This window comes from Streptomyces longispororuber (genome assembly GCF_014656095.1).
Classification (GTDB): domain Bacteria; phylum Actinomycetota; class Actinomycetes; order Streptomycetales; family Streptomycetaceae; genus Streptomyces; species Streptomyces longispororuber.
Genome location: NZ_BNBT01000084.1, coordinates 1 through 19,656, shown reverse-complemented (window position 1 = coordinate 19,656; position 19,656 = coordinate 1). Strand labels below are relative to the sequence as shown.

General features: G+C 73.5%; 21 protein-coding genes. 7 read left to right on the top strand and 14 right to left on the bottom strand.

Features of this window, described 5'->3' with window-relative positions; genetic code table 11:
* Nucleotides 1-275 precede the first annotated feature (275 nt).
* Nucleotides 276-1,247, bottom strand: coding sequence for an ROK family protein (locus IE330_RS23580; protein WP_190138094.1), 972 nt, complete (start codon nucleotides 1,245-1,247; stop codon nucleotides 276-278).
* A 434-nt stretch (nucleotides 1,248-1,681) separates the two neighbouring features.
* On the opposite strand from IE330_RS23580, the gene IE330_RS23575 reads away from it, so the two are divergent.
* A complete protein-coding gene (locus IE330_RS23575; protein WP_373314712.1) occupies nucleotides 1,682-2,767 on the top strand; it encodes a LacI family DNA-binding transcriptional regulator in 1,086 nt (361 codons plus the stop codon).
* A gap of 119 nt (nucleotides 2,768-2,886) precedes the next feature.
* Here the strand turns inward: IE330_RS23575 and IE330_RS23570 are convergent, their stop codons facing one another.
* Nucleotides 2,887-4,185, bottom strand: coding sequence for a DUF6986 family protein (locus IE330_RS23570; RefSeq protein ID WP_190138093.1), 1,299 nt, complete (start codon nucleotides 4,183-4,185; stop codon nucleotides 2,887-2,889).
* A gap of 326 nt (nucleotides 4,186-4,511) precedes the next feature.
* Here IE330_RS23570 and IE330_RS23565 point away from each other — a divergent pair, with 326 nt between their 5' ends.
* Nucleotides 4,512-5,417 carry an endonuclease/exonuclease/phosphatase family protein gene (locus IE330_RS23565; protein WP_229925865.1) on the top strand — a complete coding sequence of 302 codons (906 nt, stop codon included), beginning with the start codon at nucleotides 4,512-4,514 and terminating at the stop codon, nucleotides 5,415-5,417.
* Between the two features lie 79 nt (nucleotides 5,418-5,496).
* Here IE330_RS23565 and IE330_RS23560 read toward each other — a convergent pair whose 3' ends face one another.
* The 4 genes from IE330_RS23560 to IE330_RS23545 form a co-directional block, all read right to left on the bottom strand.
* Nucleotides 5,497-6,459 carry an electron transfer flavoprotein subunit alpha/FixB family protein gene (locus IE330_RS23560; protein WP_190138091.1) on the bottom strand — a complete coding sequence of 321 codons (963 nt, stop codon included), beginning with the start codon at nucleotides 6,457-6,459 and terminating at the stop codon, nucleotides 5,497-5,499.
* 61 nt (nucleotides 6,460-6,520) lie between these two features.
* A complete protein-coding gene (locus tag IE330_RS23555; RefSeq protein ID WP_190138090.1) occupies nucleotides 6,521-7,309 on the bottom strand; it encodes an electron transfer flavoprotein subunit beta/FixA family protein in 789 nt (262 codons plus the stop codon).
* Between the two features lie 229 nt (nucleotides 7,310-7,538).
* The gene (locus IE330_RS23550) at nucleotides 7,539-8,045 is read right to left on the bottom strand and encodes a flavin reductase family protein (protein ID WP_190138089.1); all 507 of its coding nucleotides are present in this window, start codon (nucleotides 8,043-8,045) and stop codon (nucleotides 7,539-7,541) included.
* A 372-nt stretch (nucleotides 8,046-8,417) separates the two neighbouring features.
* A complete protein-coding gene (locus IE330_RS23545) occupies nucleotides 8,418-8,753 on the bottom strand; it encodes a TlpA family protein disulfide reductase (protein WP_229925864.1) in 336 nt (111 codons plus the stop codon).
* Nucleotides 8,754-9,012: 259 nt separating this feature from the next.
* Between IE330_RS23545 and IE330_RS23540 the strand changes: the two genes are divergently transcribed.
* On the top strand, nucleotides 9,013-9,741 hold the full coding sequence (locus IE330_RS23540) for a lysophospholipid acyltransferase family protein (RefSeq protein ID WP_190138088.1): 729 nt from the start codon (nucleotides 9,013-9,015) through the stop codon (nucleotides 9,739-9,741).
* Nucleotides 9,742-9,877: 136 nt separating this feature from the next.
* Here the strand turns inward: IE330_RS23540 and IE330_RS23535 are convergent, their stop codons facing one another.
* From IE330_RS23535 to IE330_RS23515, 5 genes are all read right to left on the bottom strand, one after another.
* Nucleotides 9,878-10,567, bottom strand: a complete 690-nt coding sequence (locus IE330_RS23535) for a B3/B4 domain-containing protein (RefSeq protein WP_190138106.1) — start codon at nucleotides 10,565-10,567, stop codon at nucleotides 9,878-9,880.
* A gap of 133 nt (nucleotides 10,568-10,700) precedes the next feature.
* A complete protein-coding gene (locus IE330_RS23530) occupies nucleotides 10,701-11,303 on the bottom strand; it encodes a transglutaminase domain-containing protein (protein ID WP_190138087.1) in 603 nt (200 codons plus the stop codon).
* Between the two features lie 95 nt (nucleotides 11,304-11,398).
* Nucleotides 11,399-12,469, bottom strand: coding sequence for a threonine aldolase family protein (locus IE330_RS23525; RefSeq protein ID WP_190138086.1), 1,071 nt, complete (start codon nucleotides 12,467-12,469; stop codon nucleotides 11,399-11,401).
* Complete coding sequence (locus IE330_RS23520; protein ID WP_190138085.1) at nucleotides 12,466-13,206, bottom strand: SDR family NAD(P)-dependent oxidoreductase; 741 nt, start codon at nucleotides 13,204-13,206, stop codon at nucleotides 12,466-12,468. Before IE330_RS23520 ends, IE330_RS23525 begins: the two co-directional genes overlap by 4 nt.
* 26 nt (nucleotides 13,207-13,232) lie before the next feature.
* Entirely contained in the window at nucleotides 13,233-14,633 is a 1,401-nt protein-coding gene (locus tag IE330_RS23515) for a DUF6421 family protein (protein WP_190138084.1), read from the bottom strand.
* 690 nt (nucleotides 14,634-15,323) lie between these two features.
* Here IE330_RS23515 and IE330_RS23510 point away from each other — a divergent pair.
* The 3 genes from IE330_RS23510 to IE330_RS23505 all read left to right on the top strand — a co-directional run bounded on the left by IE330_RS23510 (nucleotide 15,324) and on the right by IE330_RS23505 (nucleotide 17,032).
* Nucleotides 15,324-16,070, top strand: a complete 747-nt coding sequence (locus IE330_RS23510; RefSeq protein WP_190138083.1) for a lysophospholipid acyltransferase family protein — start codon at nucleotides 15,324-15,326, stop codon at nucleotides 16,068-16,070.
* A gap of 77 nt (nucleotides 16,071-16,147) precedes the next feature.
* Complete coding sequence (locus tag IE330_RS39725; protein WP_268257329.1) at nucleotides 16,148-16,273, top strand: hypothetical protein; 126 nt, start codon at nucleotides 16,148-16,150, stop codon at nucleotides 16,271-16,273.
* 75 nt (nucleotides 16,274-16,348) lie between these two features.
* On the top strand, nucleotides 16,349-17,032 hold the full coding sequence (locus IE330_RS23505) for a glycerophosphodiester phosphodiesterase (protein WP_190138082.1): 684 nt from the start codon (nucleotides 16,349-16,351) through the stop codon (nucleotides 17,030-17,032).
* 69 nt (nucleotides 17,033-17,101) lie between these two features.
* Here IE330_RS23505 and IE330_RS23500 read toward each other — a convergent pair whose 3' ends face one another.
* Complete coding sequence (locus tag IE330_RS23500) at nucleotides 17,102-17,656, bottom strand: GNAT family N-acetyltransferase (protein WP_190138081.1); 555 nt, start codon at nucleotides 17,654-17,656, stop codon at nucleotides 17,102-17,104.
* A 119-nt stretch (nucleotides 17,657-17,775) separates the two neighbouring features.
* Between IE330_RS23500 and IE330_RS23495 the strand changes: the two genes are divergently transcribed.
* On the top strand, nucleotides 17,776-18,162 hold the full coding sequence (locus tag IE330_RS23495; protein ID WP_190138080.1) for a VOC family protein: 387 nt from the start codon (nucleotides 17,776-17,778) through the stop codon (nucleotides 18,160-18,162).
* 6 nt (nucleotides 18,163-18,168) lie between these two features.
* Here IE330_RS23495 and IE330_RS23490 read toward each other — a convergent pair whose 3' ends face one another.
* Nucleotides 18,169-18,699 (bottom strand): MarR family winged helix-turn-helix transcriptional regulator, encoded by a 531-nt coding sequence (locus tag IE330_RS23490; protein ID WP_190138079.1) that lies wholly within the window; start codon nucleotides 18,697-18,699, stop codon nucleotides 18,169-18,171.
* Nucleotides 18,700-18,787: 88 nt separating this feature from the next.
* The coding region (locus IE330_RS23485) for an FUSC family protein (RefSeq protein ID WP_190138078.1) at nucleotides 18,788-19,656 on the bottom strand (869 nt) is incomplete at its 5' end.

Genomic DNA, 19,656 nt, shown 5'->3' with positions numbered 1-19,656 from the left:
CATGGGTCGATCATGGCGGCGGCCCCGCTCATCGGCCCCGACCTGCGCGCGGTGTCGCCGGAAACCTCAGAGATCCGTGGCGGGCAGGGGGCCGTCGGGGCCGGCCGGGACACGCTCGGCGCACACAGCAGTGGCCCTCGCGCCACCCGCCGGAAACCTACGCGGCGACAGCCCGGCAGCAGCCCGGTGCCCGCCTGACGCCCACGCAACCGCGACCGCCCCGCCGCGCCGCCCGACAGGCCGCGCCGCACACCCGCCTCAGCCGCGCATCCGCCTCAGCCGCGCACGGCCGACCGCAGCCGCGCCGCCGCCGGGTCCGGGAAGGCCCGCAGCGCGGCCGCCGCCGCGCCCACCAGGCCCGCGTCCGTGCCCGTGAGGGCCGGGGCGACGGTCAGCCGACGGACGAAGGACAGCGTGGCGTACTCCCGCAGGGCCCGGCGCAGCGGGGCGAACAGGACGTCCCCGGCCATCGCCACGCCCCCGCCGATCACCGCGATGTCGATCTCGACGAGCGTGGCGGTGGCCGCGATGCCCGCCGCGAGGGCCTGGGCGGCCCGGTCGAAGGACGCCGTGGCGAGCGGGTCGCCCGCGCGGGCCGCCCGGGCACCGGCCGCCGGCGAGGTGTCGCCGTCGGGGCCGGGCCGCCAGCCCGCCTCCAGGGCGCGGCGGGCGATGTTCGGGCCGCTCGCGATCCGCTCGACGCAGCCGCGCGCGCCGCAGGGGCAGGGGTCGCCGTCCAGGTCGACGCTGATGTGGCCGATGTGACCGGCGTTGCCGGTGGGCCCGGGGTGCAGCGAGCCGTTGAGGACGAGGCCGCCGCCGACGCCGGTGGAGACCACCATGCACAGCGCGTTGTCGTGCCCGCGGGCGGCGCCCTGCCAGTGCTCGGCGGCCGTCATCGCCACGCCGTCGCCCACCAGCTCCACGGGCAGGCCGTCGGTGGCGGCACGCACCCGCTCCACCAGGGGGTAGCCGCGCCAGCCGGGGACGTTGACCGGGCTGACCGTGCCCGCCGACGCGTCCACGGGGCCCGCGCTGCCGATGCCGACCGCGCGTGCCCGGCCCCAGGCCTCGCCGCGCTCCAGCTCGCCGAGCACGTCCTCGACCGCCCGCATCACGGTGTCGCCGTCCTCGCGCGCGGGCGTCGGCCGCTGGGCGCGCAGGAGGATCCGGCCGCGGTCGTCCACCAGGGCTCCGGCGATCTTGGTACCGCCGATGTCGAGTGCGGCGACGAGGTCCGTGGGCATCACTGTCAGATCTCCTGGTGGAAGGGCAGGCCGGAGAGTTCGGGGGACAGTGTCTCGCGCATCTGACAACGTTGTCCAGGCTCTATGCCCGCCACCTCGCGGCGGGCCCGCCCGCGCGGTGCGCGTACCGTGCCCACGCGGACCGCGGCCGTGCCGGCCCCGTGCACGCGGACCCTGGTCGCGCCGCCGCCGTACGCGCGGGCCGGCGCCCGTGCCGACCCCCGGCCGAGTACCACGCCTCCCCACCCCCGTATACATAGTGGACGCCAGGTGAGCCCCTGCACGGTGGAAACGTGAACTTCCCTGTACCGACCCGCGTTCACTGCGCAGACTGGGGCCGCACGGCGTGGAGGCCACGCGCGCGGCCGGGCCGGACCGGCTCCGCGCGGCGCGCCTCCAGCGGACCCGAAGGACGACAGACAGGACAGCGCACCGTGGCAGAGACCGCCCGCACCCCCGTCTCCCGGCGACGCCCCCAGGACGACCCCGCGGACCCCGGTGACCGCAGGAGCCGGTACGGCAACCGCCCGACCATGAAGGACGTCGCCGCGCGGGCGGGCGTGGGGCTCAAGACGGTCTCGCGCGTGGTGAACGGCGAGCCGGGGGTGACGCCCGACACCGAGCGGCGTGTGCAGGAGGCGATCGACGCGCTCGGCTTCCGGCGCAACGACAGCGCGCGGGTGCTGCGCAAGGGCCGCACGGCGAGCATCGGCCTCGTCCTGGAGGACCTCGCCGACCCGTTCTACGGCCCGCTGAGCCGCGCGGTCGAGGAGGTGGCGCGGGCCCACGGGGCCCTGCTCATCAACGGCTCCAGCGCCGAGGACCCGGAGCGCGAGCAGGAGCTGGTGCTCGCGCTGTGCGCGCGGCGCGTCGACGGCCTCGTGGTCATCCCGGCGGGCGACGACCACCGCTATCTGGAGCCGGAGATCGCCGCGGGCGTCGCCACGGTGTTCGTGGACCGGCCACCGGGGCACATCGACGCCGACGTGGTGCTCACCGACAGCTTCGGGGGCGCGCGGGACGGCGTCGCGCACCTCATCGCGCACGGCCACCGCCGCATCGGCTTCATCGGCGACCAGCCGCGCATCCACACCGCCATAGAGCGCCTGCGGGGCTACCGCGCGGCCATGGCGGACGCCGGCATCGAGGTCGACGAGGCCTGGGTCTCGCTCGGCCCGACGCACCCCGAGCGGGTCGCCCGCGCCGCCGAGGCGATGCTGGCGGGGCCCGACCCGGTCACCGCGATCTTCACCGGCAACAACCGCGTGACGGTCACCGTCGTCCGCGTCCTCGCGGGCCGGCCCCGCCCGGTGGCCCTGGTCGGCTTCGACGACATCGAGCTGGCCGACCTGCTGTCGCCGGGCGTCACGGTCGTCGCCCAGGACGCGGCCCAGCTCGGCCGGACGGCCGCCGAGCGGCTCTTCCGCCAGTTGGACGGCGCCTCCGGCCCGCCCGAGCGGGTGGAGCTGCCGACGCGGCTGATCACCCGGGGCTCGGGGGAGCTGCCTCCGGCGCGGTGAGAGGGGCGGGGCGGGCCGCGCGCGGGGCCCGCCCTGTCTCGGCCCACCGGACAGGGCCGCCACCGGCGCCGGGGACGCCCGGACGGCGGGAGCGGACACCGCCGCCACCCGGGTGGCCGCTACTGCCCCGACGGGGTGAGACCGCCCCGGCGGGGCCCCGCGTACGCCTGGAGCCCGGCGAGCGTGAGCCCCGTGAGCCGGGTGACCTCCGCGGTGTCGAGGGCGCCGCAGTCCAGGCCGCGCAGCAGGTACCCGGCCAGGGCCTTGGCGGTGGCGGGCTCGTCGGCGATGTCGCCGCCGGTCCGGTTGGCGTACGCGGCCAGGCGGGCGGCGGCCTGCGCGAAGCCCTCGCGGTAGAAGGCGAAGACGGCGGCGTAGCGCGTGGGCAGGTGGCCCGGGTGCATGTCCCAGCCCTGGTAGTAGGCGCGGGCCAGGGCGCGCCGGGTGAGGCCGTGGTGCAGCCGCCAGGCGTCGTGGACCTTCGCCGTGGGGCCGACGGGCAGCACGTTGGTGGAGCCGTCGGAGACGCGCACGCCGGTGCCCGCCGCCGCGACCTGCATGACGGCCTTGGCGTGGTCGGCGGCCGGGTGGTCGCTGGCCTGGTGGGCGGCGGAGACGCCGAGGCAGGCGCTGTAGTCGAAGGTGCCGTAGTGCAGGCCGGTGGCGCGGCCCTCGGCGGCGTCGATCATGCGGGCGACGGTGGCGGTGCCGTCGGCGGCGAGGATGGACTGGCTGGTCTCGATCTGGATCTCGAAGCCGATGCGCCCCGGGGCGAGCCCGCGGGCCTTCTCGAACTCCTCCAGGAGCCGCGCCATCGCGGTGACCTGCTGCGGGTACGTCACCTTCGGCAGCGTCAGGACGAGCCCGTCGGGCAGGCCGCCCGCCTCCATGAGGCCGGACAGGAAGACGTCGAGCGTACGGATGCCCCGGTCGCGGACGGCGGCCTCCATGCACTTCATGCGGATGCCCATGTACGGCGCGGCGGTGCCGTGCGCGTACGCGTCGGCGACCAGGCGGGCGGCGCGCGCCGCGTGGGCGTCCTCCTCGGCGTCCGTGCGGCCGCCGTAGCCGTCCTCGAAGTCGACGCGGAGGTCTTCCACGGGCTCGCGCTCCAGCTTGGCCCGTACGCGCGCGTACACCGGCTCCGCGAGGTCGTCGGCGAGCCCGAGCACGGCGGCGAAGGAGGCGGCGTCCGGGGCGTGCTCGTCGAGCGCGGCGAGCGCCCGGTCGCCCCAGGAGCGGATGGTGTCGGCGGCGAACTGCTCGCCGGGGACGTACACGGTGTGGACGGGCTGGCGGGTGCCGGGGTCTCCCGGGTAGCGGCGCGCGAGCTCCTCGTCGACCGGCGCGAGCGAGGCGCTGATGCGCTCGCCGACGGAGCCCGCGAGACTGGTCGCCACCTTTTCCTGCTGCGCCATCCGTGCACCCTCCACTTTCGTCGTGGTTCGTCGGGTTCGTCGTGCGGCGTGCCGCGCCCGCGGTGTTCCATGGCGGGGACGCGTGTGAACCCAGGTCAGCGAATGAATCCCGAATTATTCCGCTCAATGGAATCAGGAATCCGTATGGTGAAGTTATCCAGGGACCTTCCCCCTGGTCAACACCTTCTCGCGTGCCGGACCCCGGGCGTTCACACGCGCCTCAGATGGTGCCCGCACACTCCGGTGGGCCCGGCGCGCGCCGCCGGAGCCCGCCCGTGCCGCCCGTGTCCGTCCCAGCCGCACCACGACGCACCGAAGGAGACCGCGTGCCCACCGACATCCCCGTGACCCGCCGCTCCGGCCTGCGCACCGCCGTGGCCACCGCGACGGCCGTCACGGTCCCGCTGCTCGCCACGGCGTTCGCCGCCTCGCCCGCGCGCGCGGTGGAGCGGCCCGGCCGCCGCCTGGAGGTCATGTCCTTCAACCTGCGCTACGCGAGCGACACCCCGCCGAACTCCTGGCCGGAGCGCCGGCCGGTCACGCGTGAGCTCCTGCGGCGCGCGCGGCCGCACGTCGTCGGCACGCAGGAGGGGCTCTACCACCAGGTGCGGGACATCGCCGAGGACCTCGGACCGCACTACGCCTGGATCGGCACCGGCCGCGCGGGCGGCAGCCGCGACGAGTTCATGGCCGTCTACTTCGACACCCGCCGGCTCACCCCCGTCGCGTACGAGCACTTCTGGCTCTCCGACACCCCGGAGGTGATCGGCTCCAACACCTGGGGCGGCGGCTCCATCCGCATGGTCACCTGGGTCCGCTTCCGCGACCGGCGCACGGAGCGCGAGCTGTACGTGCTCAACACCCATCTGGACAACCACAGCCAGTACGCGCGCACGCGGGCCGCGCACCTGATCTCCGACCGGCTCTCGGCCCTCGACCGCACCCTGCCGAAGATCGTCACCGGTGACTTCAACGTCGCGGCCCACCGCAACACCGTCTACGACACGATGCTGGCCGCGGGCCTGGTGGACACCTGGGACGCGGCCGACGAGCGGAGCAAGCAGTACGCCACGTTCCACGGCTACAAGCCGCTCGTGCCGGACGGCGACCGCATCGACTGGATCCTGGTGTCGCCGGGCGCGCGCGTGCACGCGGCGGCGATCAACACCTTCTCCCTGGACGGGCAGTTCCCGAGCGACCACCTGCCGGTGCAGGCGAGCCTCACGCTGTGAGCCCGTGCCGCCCCGGGGACACGACGAGGCCCCCGGCTCCGCCGCGCGCGGAGACGGGGGCCTCGTGCTGCCGAGGGGCTCAGCCCTTGCGGGACTTGACCTCTTCGGTGAGCTGCGGGACGACCTCGAAGAGGTCGCCGACCACGCCGTAGTCGACCAGGTCGAAGATCGGGGCCTCGGCGTCCTTGTTGATGGCCACGATGGTCTTCGACGTCTGCATGCCGGCGCGGTGCTGGATCGCGCCGGAGATGCCCGAGGCGATGTAGAGCTGCGGCGAGACGGACTTGCCGGTCTGGCCGACCTGGTTGGAGTGCGGGTACCAGCCGGCGTCCACCGCGGCGCGCGAGGCGCCCACGGCGGCGCCCAGCGAGTCGGCGAGCGCCTCGATGACCGCGAAGTTCTCCGCGCCGTTGACACCGCGGCCGCCGGAGACGACGATCGCGGCCTCGGTCAGCTCCGGGCGCCCGGTCGACTCGCGCGGCGTGCGGGAGGTGACCTTGGTGCCGGTGGCCTGCTCGGAGAAGGACACGGACAGGGCCTCGACCGCGCCCGCGGCCGGGGCGGCCTCCACCGGCGCCGAGTTCGGCTTCACGGTGATGACCGGGGTGCCCCGGGTGATGCGGGACTTGGTGGTGAACGCGGCGGCGAACACGGACTGCGTGGCCACCGGGCCCTCGTCGCCGGCCTCCAGGTCGACGGCGTCGGTGATGATGCCGGACTTGATGCGCACCGCGAGGCGGGCCGCGATCTCCTTGCCCTCGGCGGACGACGGCACGAGCACGGCGGCCGGGGACACGGCCTCGTACGCGGCCTGCAGCGCGTCCACCTTCGGCACGACCAGGTAGTCGGCGAACTCGGGGGCGTCGGCGGTGAGGACCTTGACCGCACCGTGCTCGGCGAGCGTGGCGGCGGTGTCGGCGGCACCGGCGCCGAGCGCGACGGCGACGGGCTCGCCGACGCGGCGGGCGAGGGTCAGCAGCTCCAGGGTGGGCTTGCGGACGGCTCCGTCGACGTGGTCGACGTAGACGAGAACTTCAGCCATGGGACTTCTATCTCCTGCGAGTACGAAGAATCGGGCGTGCGGTTGAGGTGATGACCGAAGCTCAGATGAACTTCTGCCCCGCGAGGAACTCCGCGAGCTGCTTGCCGCCCTCGCCCTCGTCCTTGACGATCGTGCCCGCGGTGCGCGCGGGACGCTCGGTGGCGGAGTCGACCTTCGTCCAGGCGCCCTCCAGGCCGACTTCCTCGGCCTCGATGTCCAGGTCGTCCAGGTCCAGGGACTCGACCGGCTTCTTCTTGGCGGCCATGATGCCCTTGAACGACGGGTAACGCGCCTCGCCGGACTGGTCCGTGACGGACACGACGGCCGGCAGGGAGGCCTCCAACTGCTCCGAGGCCGAGTCGCCGTCACGGCGGCCCTTGACCGTGCCGTCCTCGACGGAGACCTCGGAGAGCAGCGTGACCTGCGGGACGCCCAGGCGCTCGGCGAGGATCGCGGGCAGCACACCCATGGTGCCGTCCGTGGAGGCCATGCCGGCGATGACGAGGTCGTACCCGGTCTTCTCGATGGCCTTGGCGAGCACCAGCGACGTACCCATGACGTCCGTGCCGTGCAGGTCGTCGTCCTCCACGTGCACGGCCTTGTCGGCGCCCATGGAAAGGGCCTTGCGCAGCGCGTCCTTGGCGTCCTCGGGGCCGACGGTCAGGACCGTGATCTCGGCGTCGTCGTCCGCCGCCTCCTTGATCTGCAGGGCCTGCTCGACCGCGTACTCGTCGAGCTCCGAGAGCAGGCCGTCCACGTCGTCGCGGTCGACGGTCAGGTCCTCGGCGAAGTGCCGGTCGCCGGTGGCGTCGGGCACGTACTTCACACAGACAACGATCCTCAAGCTCACGCCGGCTCTCCTACTGCATCGTCATTACTGGGCTGCTGCCTTGGCTGCGGTACTGCCTTGTTGCAGGCAGCATAGGCGCCTGAAGCGGCGGATCCCGGTCGGGGCGGCCCCCGCTCCCACCGGAATATTACTCATGAGTACACCGAGTGCATTCCCGCTGAGCAAGCGCTTTGAACTGTGACCTTCGCAACGCTCCGTAATCACGCGCACCACGCGTCATCGGGAACTCTCAGTCACGCAGCGCGTTGAAGCGTCCCTCGTGGTACAGCAGCGGACGGCCCGCCCCCGACGGGTCCCCGACGACCGCCTCCGCGAGCACCAGGCGGTGGTCCCCCGCGGGCACCCGGGCCACGACGCGGCACACCATCCAGGCGAGGACCCCGTCGAGCACCGGCACGCCCTCGGGCCCCTCGAACCAGCGCGTGGGCGCGGCGAACCGGTCGGCCCCGCTGCGCGCGAACGTCGCGGCGAGCTCCTCCTGGTGCTCACCGAGTACGTGCACACCGACGTGCTCGGCCCGGGACACGGCGGGCCAACTGGAGGCGCCGGTGCCGATGCCGAACGAGATCATCGGCGGCTCGGCGGAGACCGAGGTGAGCGAGGTGGCGGTGAAGCCGACGGGGCCGGTGCCCCGCGCGGTGATCACGGCGACGCCGGCCGCGTGCCGCCGGAAGACGGAGCGCAGCAGGTCGGGTGTGGCGGTCCGGGGGGTGCTGAGGCCGGGTGTGGCCGTCATGGAGCTGTCCTTCTGCTGGAGGTACGTGCGGGTCCGCGGCTGCTCAGCGGGACCGACAGCGCGCACTGGCATGACGGGCGAGGTCCACGTGGACGCGCTCGTGAAGGAAAAGCTCCGGGGGCATGGCAGCAGGCTGTCGACACCGGACCCGTACGGTCAAGGCCTCGGGAGCGCGGGAAAGATCACTTCTGCGCCCGCCCCGGCGGGACGCTCCGTCACGGGCGGGGCCGCGCCGCCGCCCGCCGGGGCCCGGTGCGCCGCCGAGGGCTGACGGCGAGGCGGCGTGCGCCGGTCCGCCGCTGACCGTCCTCGGCCGCTCGGCGCGCCCCGGAGTGCCGTCGAGCCGGGGCGTCCGCTTCCGGTGGCCCCGCCTCATACGGCCTCCCCCAGCGCGGCGATGACGTCGGCCTTGCGCGGCTGCCCTACGGCACGGCGCACCACACGCCCTTCGCGGTCCAGGACCAGGACGGTCGGGGTCTTCTCGACCCTGAGGTCGCGGACGAGGCCCAGGGCGCCCTCGGCGTCGATCTCCACGTGGGCCACCCCGGGAACCATGGCGGCGACGTCGGCCAGGATTCTGCGGGTGGCGCGGCAGGGCTGGCAGAAGGCGCTGGAGAACTGCACGAGCGTGGCCCGCTCGCCGAGCGGTGAGCCCAGGTCCCCCGCGCCGAGCCGTCGCCCGGTCCTGTGTCCGCCCACTGCCGTCACCCGTGTCTCCCGCCTTCCTCCGCCGTCCGCCGGGGTGCGCTCCGCCCCCCCCTTCAGGGCATCCCCTTCGTCTTCCCCTCAGCATGCGTTCATGCCCAAAGATTCCTACGTGACGAGAATCTCCCGCTCTGTGGGAACCAACGCTGGTCAGCGGCTCGTTTGTGGGGCACGATCTGCGGAGCCGTAGACCTACGGCTCCGTAACTTGGTTTCCTGCCGGCGGCCCTCTCCGCCGGCAGTGATGAAGGGCCTCCCCACCCATGGCAGAACTCGTGTACCGACCGGTCGTCGGCATCGCACAGACCTTCTTCAAGGCACTGGACCTGAAGATCGACTGCAAGGGTTCCGAGAACATCCCGCGCACGGGCGGCGCGGTCCTCGTCAGCAACCACATCAGCTACCTGGACTTCGTCTTCAACGGCCTGGCGGCGCTGCCGCAGAAGCGCCTGGTGCGCTTCATGGCGAAGGAATCGGTGTTCCGCCACAAGATCTCCGGCCCGCTGATGCGCGGCATGAAGCACATCCCCGTGGACCGCAAGCAGGGCGAGCAGGCGTACGCCCACGCCCTGGACTCGCTGCGCGCGGGCGAGATCATCGGCGTCTTCCCCGAGGCGACCATCTCGCCGTCGTTCACGCTGAAGGCGTTCAAGACGGGTGCCGCGCGCCTGGCGCAGGAGGCGGGGGTCCCGCTCGTACCGATGGCGGTGTGGGGCACGCAGCGGATCTGGACGAAGGGCCGGCCCCGGAACTTCAAGCGCCAGCACCTGCCGGTCACCATCCGGGTCGGCGAGCGCGTGGAGGCTCCGAAGGACCAGTACGCGGGCGCGATCACGCGGCGGCTGCGCGAGCGCTGCCAGGAGCTCCTGGAGGCCGCCCAGCGCGCCTACCCGGGCCGCCCCAAGGGCCCGGACGACACCTGGTGGCTGCCCGCGCACCTCGGCGGCACGGCCCCGACGGCGGCCGAGGTCCGCGCGGCCGAGGCCCGCTGACCGGACGCGGGACCCCGCCCCGCCGACCGGGCGCCGGGGCGCCGGTTCCGTATCCCCGGACTCCAGGACGCGCACGCGTAGACCCGGACGCAGTGCCGCGAGAGCCACGGACGCGCGGGCGCCGCTGCGGGGCCCGCTAACCCGCCAGGTCGTGGACGGTGACGCGCGCGCCGGGACTGAATTTCTCCAGGAGTTCGACGAGCTCCCCGGCCGCCGCTTCGAGGCCCGCGTGCGGCCCCATCCCCTCAAGCAGGAAGACCGCGTTCACGGTCTCCTCGGTGAGCCGGGTGCGCGGGCCCTGCCGCCAGTTCCAGCGGCGGCAGGTGACGCCCTCGCCGTCGCACCAGACGACCTCGCCGGCGTCGGGGTGCTCGACGGCCGGCTCTCCCCCGGCCATGGTCACGAAGTCCTCGTCCCCCGTGGCGCGGACGAGCCGCATGCCGCCCTGGACGCGGTCCAGGTCCTCGCCGCCCACGGGGATCAGATGGGCCACGCTGATCGCGTTGTAGAGGTCGACGAGGGTGTTGATCCGGGGCAGTCCGGCGTCGGACAGCGCCCTCCTGGCCAGCGCCTCGGCGGAGTTGCGGGTGCGTGAGGGCTTGGCGCCGAAGGCCGTGTACGCGGCGCGCCAGTCCACCATGTGCGGGTCCTCGTGCGGGGCGCGGCCGTCGAGGCGGGCGGCCAGCCGCCGCGCCGCGTCGTCGAGCAGGGCGGCCGAGCCCTCGGTGCTGGGGCCGTTGACGAGGTCGTACGCCTCGACGGCGAGGTGGGTGAAGCCGGGCGCGAGCGCGCGGACCTCGTCGGACACGGTGAGCGTGAGCGTCATGATCTGCATCTGCCTTGGGTCGCGTACGGGGAGAGGTGCCAGGAGTACAGCATAGAGGACCAGCTAGTTCACCATGCTGGACTCGGGCGTGTGCACGGGCGCCCGGCCCGACGCGCGCCGAACAGGCCCCGCGTCACCCCTGAGGCAGCCCCTCCGGCAGCGCCTTCCACAGCTCCGGGCGGTCGCGCGACTCCTTCAGGACCCGCAGTACGGCCGGGTGCGGGGCCGCGAACAGCTCCGGGTAGTCGGTCTCACCGGCCCCGGTGTCGACGGGGAACGCCAGGCGCTCGCCGTCGAGGGAGAACCGCGCGTCCACGCCGGGCTTGTTGCCGCGGGGGTCCTGCCGGTGCCAGGCGCCGTGGAAGCGGACGGCGACGAGGCCGTGCAGGACGAAGCCGCTGCCGTCGTCGTGGCGCAGGCGCTGGTAGCAGAGCGCGGTGGGGACGCCCTCGGCGCGCAGCAGCGCCGCCAGCGCGATGGCCTTGGCGTGACAGATGCCCGTGCGCTGCTCCAGGACGTCGGAGGCGCGCCAGGTGACGCGCAGGTCCCCGGCGTCCGCGGAGTGCGGGATGGTGTCGCGGACGTATGTGTATGCGGCTTCGGCATAGGCGTACGCGTCGTCGGCGCCGCGCGCGAGGCGCGTCGCCGTCTCCCGTACGCGGGGATGGGCGTGGTCGACCGCTTCGTCGGCGGCGAGGTAGGCGGAGAGGTCCGCGGTCTTCTGGATCAGTCGCATGAGCGGGGAGCATAAGGAAGCGGCCGACCGAAGGTCAATGACTTTCCGGTCGGCCGCATAGCTATGCATCTCCAGTGGTGCGGCAGGGGACGGTCCTAGCGGGCCATCTCTTCCTTCAGCGCGGCCACGAAGGCGTCGACGTCGTCCTCGGTGGTGTCGAAGGAGCACATCCACCGGACGTCGCCCGCCGCCTCGTCCCAGAAGTAGAAGCGGAAGCGCTTCTGGAGGCGCTCGCTGACGTCGTGCGGCAGCCGCGCGAAGACCGCGTTGGCCTGGACCGGGTAGAGGATCTCCACGCCGTGCACCGCGCGGACGCCCTCGGCGAGGCGCTGGGCCATCTCGTTGGCGTGGCGGGCGTTGCGCAGCCACAGGTCCTTGGCGAGCAGCGCCTCGAACTGCACCGACACGAAGCGCATCTTCGAGGCGAGCTGCATGGACAGCTTGCGCAGGTGCTTCATGTGGCGCACGGCGTCGCGGTTCAGGACGACGACGGCCTCACCGAACAGCGCCCCGTTCTTGGTACCGCCGAGCGAGAGGATGTCGACGCCGGCGGCGTTCGTCAGGGTCCGCATCGGCACGTCGAGCGAGGCGGCCGCGTTGGCCAGGCGCGCGCCGTCGAGGTGCACCACCATGCCGAGCCCGTGGGCGTGGTCGACGACGGCGCGTATCTCGTCCACGGTGTACACGGTGCCCAGCTCGGTGTTCTGGGCGAGCGAGACGACCTGCGGCATGGCGCGGTGCTCGTCGTCCCAGCCGAAGGCCTGACGGTCGATCAGCTCGGGGGTGAGCTTCCCGTCGGGCGTGGGCACGGTGAGCAGCTTCAGGCCGCCCACGCGCTCGGGGGCGCCGCACTCGTCGACGTTGATGTGCGCGCTCTCGGCACAGATCACCGCGCCCCAGCGGTCGGTCACCGCCTGCAGGGCGACGACGTTCGCGCCGGTGCCGTTGAAGACGGGGAACGCCTCGGCGTCCGCGCCGAAGTGGCCGCGGACGACCTGCTGGAGGTGGTCCGTGTACACGTCCTCGCCGTAGGCGACCTGGTGGCCGCCGTTGGCGAGGGCGAGCGCGGCGAGGATCTCGGGGTGCGCGCCCGCGTAGTTGTCGCTCGCGAAGCCGCGGACGCCGGGGTCGTGGTGACGCCTGGCGTCGGTCTTCGGTGGGTTCACGGCTGCTCGGTCAGCCACAGGCGGTTTCCGTTCACTTCCGATGCGGGCCGCTCCCAGACTCCGGCGATGGCGTCGGCCAGCTCCTTGACGTCGGTGAAGCCCGCGAACTTCGCGCTCGGCCGCTCCGCGCGCATCGCGTCGTGGACCAGCGCCTTCACGATCAGGATGGCAGCCGCGGCGCGCGGTCCCGCCTCGCCCCCCTCCTTGCGGAAGGCGTCGGCGAGCGCCAGCGTCCAGGCCTCGGCGGCGGACTTGGCGGCCGCGTAGGCGGCGTTGCCCGCCGTCGGCTTGCTCGCGCCCGCGGCGCTGATCAGCAGGTAGCGGCCATTGCCGCCGCGCTGGAGGCCGTCGTGGAAGGCGAGGGACGTGTGCTGCACCGTACGGATCAGGAGCTTCTCGAGGACGTCCCAGTCGCCGAGGTCGGTCGCGGCGAAGTTGGCGCTGCCGCGCCAGCCGCCGACGAGGTGCACCAGGCCGTCGACGCGCCCGAACTCCTTCTCCGTGCGGTCGGCCCAGGCGCGGGTCGCGTCCAGGTCGAGCAGGTCGACCGTGTCGCCGGTGACCGTGGCGCCGCCGTGCGCGTACCGCGCCGCGTCCACGGCCTCCGCGAGGCGCGCGGCGTCGGCGTCGGAGGCGACGACCGTCGCCCCCGCCTCCGCCAGGCGCAGCAGGGTGGCCCGCCCGGCGGGGCCTGCGGCCCCCGCCACCGCGATCACGGCTCCGTCCAGTGCGGACATGGTCCTCGCCTCCTTGGTGCGGCCGCTCACGCGGCAACCGTCTCGGCGCCGGACTCCGCGGTGATCCCCTTGGTGGAGGCGATCACGTGCTTGAGCTTCTTGGAGAGCGCCTCATAGAACATGCTGAGCGGAAACTCGTCGGGAAGCACCTCGTCGACCAGCTTGCGCGGCGGCAGCGACGTGTCCAGGGCCTCGGGGCCCTTGGCCCAGGTCGAACCGGGGTGCGGGGCGAGGTACGTCGAGACGAGCTCGTAACCGGCGAACCAGTGCACGAGCTTAGGCCGGTCGATGCCGTCGCGGTAGAGCTGCTCGATCTCGGCGCAGAGCTGGTTGGTGACCTGCGGTGCACGCTCCCAGTCGATCCGCAGCTTGTTGTCGGTCCAGCGGACCACGTCGTGCTTGTGCAGGTACGCGAAGAGCAACTGGCCGCCGAGGCCGTCGTAGTTGCGCACGCGCTCACCGGTGACCGGGAAGCGGAACATCCGGTCGAAGAGCACGGCGTACTGCACGTCACGGGCCTGGGGCACGCCCTCGGCCTCCAGCTTCACGGCCTCCTTGAAGGCGGTGAGGTCGCAGCGCAGCTCCTCCAGGCCGTACATCCAGAACGGCTGCCGCTGCTTGATCATGAAGGGGTCGAAGGGCAGGTCCCCGTGGCTGTGGGTGCGGTCGTGGACCATGTCCCACAGCACGAACGCCTCCTGGCAGCGGGCCTGGTCGTCGACCATCGCGCGGATGTCGGCGGGCAGGTCCATGCCGAGGATGTCCACGGCGGCCTCGGTGACGCGGCGGAAGCGCGCGGCCTCGCGGTCGCAGAAGATGCCGCCCCACGTGAAGCGCTCGGGGGCCTCGCGGACGGCGATCGTCTCGGGGAAGAGCACGGCGGAGTTCGTGTCGTACCCGGCGGTGAAGTCCTCGAAGGTGATGCCGCAGAACAGCGGGTTGTCGTAGCGCGTGCGCTCAAGATCGGCGAGCCACTCGGGCCACACCATGCGCAGGACGACCGCTTCGAAGTTCCGGTCGGGGTTGCCGTTCTGCGTGTACATCGGGAAGACGACGAGGTGCTGGAGGCCGTCCTCGCGCCGGGCCGCCGGCTGGAAGGCGAGCAGCGAGTCGAGGAAGTCCGGGGTGCGGAAGCCGCCCGCGACCCATTTGTGCAGGTCCGCCACCAGCGCCTTCAGGTAGGCGTCGTCGTGCGGGAGCAGGGGGGCGAGCTCCTCGACCGCGGCGGCCACCCGCGCCACCGCCCGCTCGACGTCGGCCGGCGACGGCGCGCCCTCGCGCTCGAAGTCGATGGACCCGTCCTTGGACTGCCAGGGCCGGATCTGCTCGACGGCACCCTTGAGCACCGGCCAGGCCGGGTGGTCCACCACACGCCCGGCACGGGAAGCCTCGGGGCCGTCCGCCGTCTGCACAAGAATTTCCGTCATATCTCATCCTCCACGGGAGAACCTCGCGTATGGACACCGTATGTGCGTGAGGTTCTCCGCCACAAGAGGAGATCCGGGAAATCCTCCTGCCCGAGACCTGTTGGACCGCTGTTTTTCCTGTCGATCAGCCCACGGGGAGTCTGCCCCGACGCGGCCTCCGTACACGCCGCCCGTACGCGGCCGCCGTACATGCCGCCCGTACGCGGCGCCCGACCGCGATGCCCGTACGCGGCACCTGCCCACCTCGCCCCGTGCCGCACCGCACCAGCCGCGGCGGCCACCTGAACGGGGCTCCGACATACCCGCCCGGAAAGGCCAGAACTCCGGCCACCGCGACCCGTCTCCGGAGCCGGACTTTCCGCCGGGAAAGCGGGAGGGAGGAAAAGGGAAGGCGACCGGACACCTTGCACCGTGCCCCCGATCGCCACCTCGCAGAAAACGCTTCCCCTGGCCCCGCAACCTCTGATGCACCTCCCGTTACCCCAGCTCAGAGCCGGTGCCCACACCTCGTATACAAGCGCTACGACTCCCAACATTTCACCCCGGCAATGGTTCGCTCCGGGCCCGCGTCCGCGTTTTTCAGCCGTGCGGGAACCCCGTCCGCCCGTGGCCCGATTCCCCTTCTCCCACCCGTCCCGAAAGGCGACTAGCGTGCCCCGGCGCGGGGGCATTCGAGGAGGGGACAGCGGAATGTTCTATGCCGTGTTCAGGTGCGTCGTCCTGATACCGCTGCTGCGGTGGGTGTTCCGGCCGCGGGTCGAGGGTCTTGGCAACGTCCCGGAGCAGGGGCCGGTCATCGTGGCGGGGAACCACCAGTCGTTCTGCGACCAGTTCCTGCTGGGCGTGACGCTGCGGCGGCGCATCAGCTTCCTCGCGAAGATCGAGTACTTCACGCAGCGGGGCCTCAGGGGACGCCTCGCCGCGGCGTTCTTCCGGGGCATCGGCGCGATCCCGGTGGACCGGTCGGGCAACGGCGCTGGGCGGGCAGCGGTCGAGGCGGGACTCGGCGTGCTCGGCCGGGGCGGCGTCCTCGGCATCTTCCCGGAGGGCACGCGCTCGCACGACGGACGGCTGTACAAGGGCAAGGTCGGTGTCGCGGCCATGGCGCTGCGCTCCGGGGCGCCCGTCGTCCCGTGCGCGATCATCGGCACCTTCGAGGCGCAGCCCGCGGGCCGCCGGGTGCCGAGCGTCGTGCCGATCACCCTGCGCTTCGGCAGGCCGCTCGACTTCTCCAAGTACGCGGGCATGGAGGACCAGCGGGCCGCGCTGCGGGCCGCCACGGACGAGATCATGTACGCGATCCTGGAGCTCTCCGGCCAGGAGTACGTGGACATGTACGCGATGGAGGCCAAGGCGCAGGCCGAGGCGCGGCGGCAGGCACACCGCGCCCGCGGGCGCGCGGGTCAACCACGGATCGACGCGCCCACGCACGGGTGAGGCCGCTCGCGGTCGGGCGGCCCGCGGCGGTAGGACGGGCGGGGTCAGCCGTCCCCGCCGCAGGGAGCGCAGAACCGTTGAGCACTCGCGCCGTTCTCGTCGCCGCCGTCATCACCGGGCTGCTCCTGGGCATCGTGGGCACCAGAGCGGACGACTCCCCTCCGCCGCGCGGGAACGGTTCCCTCGTGGAGGCGGACGATTAGGCTGCGGCCTGCCGCGTGGGCTTCAGCCGGCGCTCCGCGCGGAGCCGAGCCGCCGTCGACGGAAGCGAGTCGATCTTGAACTTCCTCACCATCGGGCATCGCGGTGTCATGGGCGTCGAACCCGAGAACACCCTGCGGTCGTTCGTCGCCGCGCAGGCCGCGGGCCTGGACGTCATCGAACTCGACCTGCACCTCAGCAAGGACGGCACCCTCGTCGTCATGCACGACGCCGACGTGGGCCGCACCACCGACGGCACCGGTTTGATCGCCGAGAAGACGCTGGCGGAGCTGCGGGAGCTCGACGCGGGCAAGGGCGAGCGCGTCCCCGTCTTCGAGGAGGTCCTGGACGCGGTGCGGGCCCCGCTCCAGGCCGAGATCAAGGACGTGGCCGCCGCCCGCGCCCTCGCCGACGTCCTGCGCGCGCGGGACCTGGTCGGCCGGGTGGAGGTGCTGTCCTTCCACGACGAGGCGATCGCCGAGGTCACCCGGCTCGTCCCCGGGGTGCGGACCGCGCTCGTGGCCAGCCGCTACGGGCCCGAGGTTGTGCGGCGCGCCACGGCCGTCGGCGCCACCACGCTCGTCCTGAACATCCGCCGGCTGACGCTGGAGACCGTGGAGCACGCGCGCGCGGCCGGGCTGCGGATCATCGGCTGGGTCGTGAACACCCAGGACGACCTGCGCCTGGTGCGCGCCCTCCAGCTCGACGGGGCGACGACGGACTACCCGGACATCAAACGGACCGGCCGCTTCACCGCCTGAGCGCGCAGCCCGGCCGGGCCCGGAGGGACCGGCGCGGCACCGCGCCCGCCCGGCCCTGGGGCCCCGGCGTCAGCCGATCTCCTTGACCAGGAGCTCGAACTCCAGGTCGTCGCGGCGCGGGATGCCGAACCGCTCGTCGCCGTACGGGAAGGGGCTCGTCCGTCCCGTACGGCGGTAGCCGCGCCGCTCGTACCAGGCGATGAGCTCGGACCGTACGGAGATGACGGTCATGTGCATCTCCCGGGCGCCCCAGGCGGCGTGCGCGGTCCGCTCCGCCTCCGCCATGATCAGCTTGCCGAGCCCCGCGCCCTGGAGGGCCGGGCTGACGGCGAACATCCCGAAGTAGGCGTGGTCGCCGCGGTGTTCGAGGTGGCAGCAGGCGACGATCCGGCCCTCGCGCTCGACGACGAGCAGCTTGCTGTCCGGCGCGGCGACGACCGCGGCCACACCCTCGGGGTCGGTGCGCTGACCGTCCAGGATGTCCGCCTCCGTGGTCCACCCGGCGCGGCTGGCGTCCCCGCGGTACGCCGACTCGACGAGGGCCACCAGCGCCTCCACGTCGGCCGCCACGGCGTCGCGGAAGGTGAGGTCGTCGTGCGTGCGGGGGTGCGGGGCGGTGGCCATGGGCGCGTGTCTCCGATCTGCCGGTGCTGCGGTGCTGCGGTGCCGTCGCGCGCGGAACTCCCGCCCCGCGCGCACCGCCGAGCGTAACCCGGCGCTCGCGGGCACTAAGGTGCGGCCGCATGGTGCACGTACTCAGCAGCAGAGTCCTCCTGCGGCCCACGGACCCCGAGCGCTCCCGGCAGTTCTACGGCACGGACCTCGGTCTCGCCGTGTACCGGGAGTTCGGCACGGGCCCGGAGCGGGGCACGGTCTACTTCCTCGGCGGCGGCTTCCTGGAGGTGTCCGGGCGCTCGGCCGAGCCGCCCTCGCCCGCGCTCCAGCTCTGGCTGCAGGTCGCGGACGCGGCCGCCGCGCACAAGGAGCTGGCCGCGCGCGGCGTCGAGATCCTCAGGCCGCCCGTCAAGGAGCCGTGGGGCCTGGTCGAGATGTGGATCGCGGACCCGGACGGGGTCCGCATCGCGGTGGTGGAGGTGCCGGAGGACCATCCGCTGCGGTACCGCCCGTAGCGGCCGTCACCCGCGCGGGGCGCCGAGCCGCCCCTCCAACTGGCCGAGCAGCTCGCCGAGGAGCGCGCCCAGGTGCTGCCGCCCGTCGTCGGCGAGCCCGGCGAGGACCGTCGTTTCGTACGCGAGTTGCGCGGGCAGGATCGCGTCGACGAGGTCGCGGCCCGCGTCGGTGAGGCGCACGTGGGTGACGCGGCGGTCACGGGTGTCGGGGCGGCGGTCGATCAGGGCGCGCTCCTGCAACTGCTTGAGGCGCTTGGTGACGGCCGCGCCCGAGGAGAAGGTCTCGCGGGCCAGCTCCCCGGGGGTCAGCTCGTGGCCGGTGCGGCGCAGGGCGCCCAGGAGGTCGAACTCGGGGCGGGTCAGGCCCGCCCGGCGCAGCGGGGCGTCCTCGGCCTGCTGGAGGAGCGCGGCGCAGCGGTTGATGCGGCCGATGATCTCCATCGGCGCGGTGTCCACGCCGGGGTGCACCTGCTGCCACTGCCGGACCACCGCGGCCATCGTGTCGCCCGTCGCCCCGCGGCCGTACCCACTGGTCATCCCCGCGCCCACTCCTCGTGCTCGTACCGGTGTGCCGTCACCGGTTGCTGACACCGGTGTGCTGACACCGGTGTGCCCCTGGGCGGCGTCAGGGCCGCGCGCCCTCGGCGGTCCGCGTCCCGCCGCGTACCGTAGCCGCGAGCGTACGGTGTCCGGCCTGCTCGGCGTCGGCCACCCGGCGGCCGGGCAGCTCGCGCTGCCACCACTCGCCGGCCGCGGTGTCGTGGGCGGCGCGCAGCGCGACGAGGCTCGCGGTGAGGCGGCGGCGGGCGCGGGACAGCTCGGGGGCGGGCCCCGACAGGGCCCGTTCGGCGTGGGCGCGGGCGCGCTCGGCGGCGGCGAGGGCGTGCTCGATGTGGTCGGCGGCCCGCCGGTTGGTGACGGCGACGGCCGCGGCCAGGCCGCACAGCGCGCCGATCAGCGTGTCCACGACGCGGTCGGCGATCAGCGCCCCGGGGTCCTGGAACCGTCCGAACTCGGTGACGAGCAGGGCCATCGGCGTCACGCAGACGCTGCCCAGCCAGTAGTTGCGGGAGATCAGGGCCTCGGCGCCGAAGGCGCAGAGCAGGCCGCAGCCGATGAGCGCGGCGTGGTTGAGGTGCGCGAGCGGCGCGAGCGCGGCGAAGGCGGCCACGCCCAGGACGTTGCCGACGACGCGCTGCACGCCGCGGCTCCAGGTCAGCGTCAGGTTGGCCTGGTACAGGGACGCGGCGGTGACCAGCGCCCAGTAGGGGCGGCCGACGCCGAGCGCGAGCGCCGCGTACCCGGCGAGGGCGCAGCCGAGGGCGGTGCGCAGCGCGATCGGCAGGTGCGGCGAGCCGGGCGCGAACCGCCGCCACAGCGGGACCGCGGCCTCGGCCGCCTCGGCCCGTTCGAGGGGCGGGTGGAGCGGCGCGGTCCAGGCGCCCGGGAAGGTGCCGGTGCCGTTCTCGGCGTGGGCCAGGCGGCGCAGGTGGT

Coding starts and splice junctions, on each gene's coding strand:
- IE330_RS23580 (WP_190138094.1), bottom strand. CDS start 1,247: ATGCCCACGGACCTCGTCGCCGCACTCGACATCGGCGGTACCAAGATC.
- IE330_RS23570 (WP_190138093.1), bottom strand. CDS start 4,185: ATGGCGCAGCAGGAAAAGGTGGCGACCAGTCTCGCGGGCTCCGTCGGC.
- IE330_RS23560 (WP_190138091.1), bottom strand. CDS start 6,459: ATGGCTGAAGTTCTCGTCTACGTCGACCACGTCGACGGAGCCGTCCGC.
- IE330_RS23550 (WP_190138089.1), bottom strand. CDS start 8,045: ATGACGGCCACACCCGGCCTCAGCACCCCCCGGACCGCCACACCCGAC.
- IE330_RS23540 (WP_190138088.1), top strand. CDS start 9,013: ATGGCAGAACTCGTGTACCGACCGGTCGTCGGCATCGCACAGACCTTC.
- IE330_RS23535 (WP_190138106.1), bottom strand. CDS start 10,567: ATGACGCTCACGCTCACCGTGTCCGACGAGGTCCGCGCGCTCGCGCCC.
- IE330_RS23530 (WP_190138087.1), bottom strand. CDS start 11,303: ATGCGACTGATCCAGAAGACCGCGGACCTCTCCGCCTACCTCGCCGCC.
- IE330_RS23520 (WP_190138085.1), bottom strand. CDS start 13,206: ATGTCCGCACTGGACGGAGCCGTGATCGCGGTGGCGGGGGCCGCAGGC.
- IE330_RS23515 (WP_190138084.1), bottom strand. CDS start 14,633: ATGACGGAAATTCTTGTGCAGACGGCGGACGGCCCCGAGGCTTCCCGT.
- IE330_RS23510 (WP_190138083.1), top strand. CDS start 15,324: ATGTTCTATGCCGTGTTCAGGTGCGTCGTCCTGATACCGCTGCTGCGG.
- IE330_RS23500 (WP_190138081.1), bottom strand. CDS start 17,656: ATGGCCACCGCCCCGCACCCCCGCACGCACGACGACCTCACCTTCCGC.
- IE330_RS23495 (WP_190138080.1), top strand. CDS start 17,776: ATGGTGCACGTACTCAGCAGCAGAGTCCTCCTGCGGCCCACGGACCCC.
- IE330_RS23490 (WP_190138079.1), bottom strand. CDS start 18,699: ATGACCAGTGGGTACGGCCGCGGGGCGACGGGCGACACGATGGCCGCG.